At 45.6% G+C, this 4,332-nt stretch carries 5 protein-coding genes and 1 pseudogene; all 6 read left to right on the forward strand.

All coding sequences use genetic code 11. The features are described 5' to 3' along the window. Positions 1-587 (forward strand): alpha/beta hydrolase (locus H581_RS0110115; protein ID WP_028609884.1); only part of this gene is annotated, 587 nt, incomplete at its 5' end. Between the two features lie 282 nt (positions 588-869). Further along, positions 870-1,268, forward strand: coding sequence for a hypothetical protein (locus tag H581_RS0110120; RefSeq protein WP_028609885.1), 399 nt, complete (start codon positions 870-872; stop codon positions 1,266-1,268). Positions 1,269-1,491: 223 nt separating this feature from the next. Beyond that, positions 1,492-2,418, forward strand: a complete 927-nt coding sequence (locus H581_RS0110125; RefSeq protein WP_028609886.1) for a DUF2268 domain-containing putative Zn-dependent protease — start codon at positions 1,492-1,494, stop codon at positions 2,416-2,418. Then, positions 2,393-3,139 (forward strand): MerR family transcriptional regulator, encoded by a 747-nt coding sequence (locus H581_RS0110130; protein WP_028609887.1) that lies wholly within the window; start codon positions 2,393-2,395, stop codon positions 3,137-3,139. The genes H581_RS0110125 and H581_RS0110130 overlap by 26 nt, the downstream gene beginning before the upstream one ends. Before the next feature lie 830 nt (positions 3,140-3,969). Continuing rightward, positions 3,970-4,128: an OB-fold nucleic acid binding domain-containing protein gene (locus tag H581_RS39645; RefSeq protein ID WP_425414592.1), complete on the forward strand. Its 159-nt coding sequence runs from the start codon at positions 3,970-3,972 to the stop codon at positions 4,126-4,128. After that, a pseudogene (locus tag H581_RS37830) lies at positions 4,068-4,332 on the forward strand (hypothetical protein); the annotation flags it as partial. The gene H581_RS39645 and the pseudogene H581_RS37830, both read left to right, overlap by 61 nt.

Below are 4,332 nucleotides of genomic sequence, written 5' to 3' on the forward strand. Positions count from 1 at the left end.
TCCCTCCGGATCCACCCCAGGCAGTCGTGTTCGCCGGTGACGGTCAGCTGATCTCGCAGTGGGGCGGGTACCTCGAGGCCGCCGACGTACCGCCCACGATGATCGTTGGTGCCTACCGGACGTCCGATGAGGATGAGATGGTGCGCATCCATGAGTACTCACCACCGTTCGACCAGGAACGGTTCGCGGCACACGAGAGGTTCTTCGTCGAGGACGTTCGCCGATGGGTGCGATCGCGCTTCAGCGTCGCGCTGCCCGCCAATCGCACCGCGGTGTGCGGCGTGTCGGCGAGTGGAGAGCTCTCACTCGCCATAGGGCTTCGGCATCCGGACATCTACGGTACGGTCTTTTCCGCGTCGCCAGGCGGGGGCTACCGACCACCTGCCGTGATGCCAAGCCCGCTACCGCGCACCTACCTCGTAGCCGGCACACTGGAGCCGTTCTTTCTCGAGAACGCGACCCGGTGGGCTGTTGCGCTGCGCGATGCAGGTGCGGACGTTGAAATGAGAGAGCGGGTCGCATCGCACGACGATGTGATGTGGCGAGAAGAGTTCCCGCTGATGGTGGCGTGGGCGTTTGGACAATAAACATCCGCCGAGCCCGGGTCAAGTGGGTTTGACTCGCATCCGACCCGCCTACTCCGACGACATTGCAAGCCCTGATGGTGAGCAGCCCGATCTTCCTGGCTTGCATCGTCAGCGGATTGTCCGGTTGGGACCATTGAGCGAATCATCATTCCGCTAACGTGTACGATAGTTGAGCACCGAGGGGCTGCCAAGTGGCAGTCCTTTTCTCATCTAACTGGCAGGATAGCGCAACAATATCACTTGGTTTTCGTCTGATTGTTGAGGATAAGAGGGGGATTGTTTATGAAAAAAAGAAAATGGATTATAATTGCCGTTCCATTAGTTTTACTTTTGATGTTTGCTTTGACATATATACCTCATAAAGTCGTGAGTATAGATCCATCTATCGTTTCTAATATAACTGTTTTCGATGGGAACACAGGATATGAAATGGAAATTACTGATGTAAATGATATTACCAAAATTATCAATAATCTGAGTGAAGTATCATTTCAAAAGGGTAAACCTTCATTTGGGTATATGGGTTATAGCCTTAGAATAACCATTTTTGATAATAAGGGAAAAACGATTAAAGAGTTAATCATAAACTCGAATGATACAATAAGGTACAAAGGGTTTTTCTACACTTCAGTAGATAATTCAATTGATTATGATTATATAGAGCATTTAGTTCGTAAATAAACTTATTGAAGTAACGGATAACGATAGAATAACTTACATTGAAGTGCAGGCGCAGCGGCGACCTGCTTTTTCATTGAACGGGAGGATAGTTTTAAGAGTTCTTTGATGTATCTGATGGAGCACCATGTACCTAATTTTCAGTATTTGATTCAAAGTTCTTGACTATGACGTAAGGTCATAGCACATAATGCTCTTTAAGAATACATAACTAGGAGTGAGAGACATGAACATCAGAACATTGCGCTCGGATCATATTTATCAAAAAGTTGCCCAAGCTTCGCCCGAGGAAAAACTTGAATTATTCAGAAACGAAATGATGGCTCCCTTTATGAAACAATGGCAAATTCAACAGATTCCTTTTAAAGCTGAAGAGGCGAATGGTTTTGACGTTATTACGATGAATAATATGATGCATCGATCCCCTGATCAGATAAGTCGGCAGATCTCATCTGAGATAGAGTTGATTTCGTCAGATTCTTTTTGGTCAGAGTGTGAGGATGCTGTAAGGAAAAGCCTCCGTCTATTTATAGAACATAAAATAAGTCTCCCCGTATCCGAATATTTGTTTACCCTGCAATTAGGGAATCCGGAAAGCCGTGCCTTAGCAATAAACGAAGGATATAGCGGCTTTGGGGGCATCCCCGGGTTTATCTGGGGTACACTCTTGCCAAATGAGTACACGATTCCTCGAATGAAGGCTGCGCTGGCTCACGAATGCAACCATAATGTGCGATATCAATTTATTCAGTGGGATCACACCGTTAATTTAGGCGAGCTTATTGTAAGCGAAGGATTGGCTGAAAACTATGCTACGTTCTTGTTTGGAAAAGAACTGCTCGGCCCGTGGGTAACGAAAACAAACGGAGAAACGCTTAACAGGCGCATAAAGCCTGTGCTTCGAGAGCAATTGCAATTAACGGGCTTTGATCAATTTGCTCCGTATCTTTACGGTGACGAGATCGCAGAACTTCAGAACTTTAAACCGGTCAATATGCCTTACAGCGCCGGCTACGCTTGCGGATATTATTTAATCCAGTATTATTTAAGAAAAACAGGAAGAACGATCTTTGAGGCCACAATAACACCTGCTGCTCAAATACTAGAAGAAGTAAAAGGATTCTGGGATGAAGAAACCATTATTAGCGGTTAAAGATATTGTTCAGATTACGGGCATTACAACTAGAACCTTGCATTATTACGATAGAATCGATTTATTTAAACCGACACACCTGACGGAAAAAGGGTATCGCCTATATGAACGAAGCAGTTTGGAAAAGCTTCAAACCATTTTATTCTTGAAGGAAATGGATTTTCCCTTGAAAGAGATTGCGGATATCATAAAGCTGACCAAGCAAGAGCAGAAAGAAATCGTAAAGCAGCAGAGACAAGCCTTATTGATGAAAAAACAAAGACTAGAAACGATTATGGCGGCTCTTGATGAATATGTTTCGGGGAAAGATATTAGCGATTTGCCGCTCTTCAACCATTCTTCCGTGTTGCCGTTGAAAGAACAATATGCCAATGAGGCGAGATTCCTATATGGCGAGACAGAAGCGTATAAAGCGTATAACGAAACGTTGGAAACCTTATCGCAAGACGAAAAAGAGGAACGTTTCGCCGAGGTGGAGGAACTATTCAAACAAATTGCGTCTTGTATCGATCAGTCTCCTTCCTCCGATGAAGTTCAGCGATTAATCGAGGAGTGGAAAAAAAGTTTAATGCAATTCACGACATGCGATGCAGAGTTACTGGCATGCATTGCCCATACCTACAAATTCGATGCACGATTCAAAAACTATTTTAATCAATATAGCAGTGAGGATTTAGCAGATTTTCTTTACAGTGCAATAATGCACAATATCGATCGGTAATCATCTCAATGAATGGTAAATGCTCAACAATCACTCCCCAAGGTAGCCTGGACCATGACGATCTTCGGTGTGGCTTTACAAATGCAAGATTCCGATAGTTATTGTAAGCTCGTAGGTCAGTGGGGGTGTGCTACACTGAAAGAATTGAGCCGCACTAGTAGGCGGGATACTATTCGGGTTATTGGCAGTGATATACAGGAATTCAATTAACGTTAGAATGATGGCTTGAGCCACACAGCTGTTTCCGAAAGTGGCGAGATGCACTTAACTAACTGGGAATGTTAGTTGAATGACACCAGCGGCGGTCTAAGACTTTATTTTTCAAGTCTTGGTTCGCCGCTGTTTCTTTTAATGAATCAGTCTAAAACTTATTTTTCAAAAGATGGCGATTCTTCAATTCAAAAACGGCGTTAAATCAATGGTTGCAGTTAATACTTTATTTTCTTCGGACAACAAGCTTGACTAAGTCTCCTTACCAAACCTTCGGTTTTGGCGTCCAATCAAAATCTGCGACAGGCGGCCGGTTAGTATTGAAATAAATGTATTCATAGTGGCCCTGATTTCCTGCAATATCATAATCAATGACAGTTAAGCGGTATTCTTGGCCAGTTTCTAATCCGGTAACGCGGTAGGAATTCCTCGTCAACCCAATAGGTATGCTATATTCAGCTGTACCATCGTTATTTAGATCGATGTTTGGACGACGGTGACGATGACAACAACAACAACTTCGTACTACGCAGTACCCCTTTTAATAAAGGGAGTGTTTACTCATGGAAACTCATTCAACCAAGCAAGTCCGTGTGCTTTGCGCCCATGTCTTCGAACATATGGGGCATCCCGTAACCATACACGGATGGGTTCATAGCATTCGCCATCTCGGCCAGCTTGCCTTTATGCACGTGCGCGACCGGAGCGGAATCATACAATGCGTCCTCGAGGGGAGCTCGCCGAAACACCGCTTAGCCTGGAATCGGTCGTCTCCGTAACCGGCACTGCTGAGCTTGCGTCTAAAGCGCCCGGTGGAATCGTGATCCGCACGGCGTCGGTCCGGTGCTTCAGCGCCGCAGCGCGGCTGCCTTTTGAGATCAACAAAAAGACGATCGGCGCAAGGCTCGACACTGTGCTCGATCACCGGGTGCTGTCGCTCAGGCATCCGCAGTTGCACTGTAAGCGTCAAACTCTCCACACCT

Source organism: Paenibacillus harenae DSM 16969, from assembly GCF_000422465.1.
GTDB classification, from domain to species: domain Bacteria; phylum Bacillota; class Bacilli; order Paenibacillales; family Paenibacillaceae; genus Pristimantibacillus; species Pristimantibacillus harenae.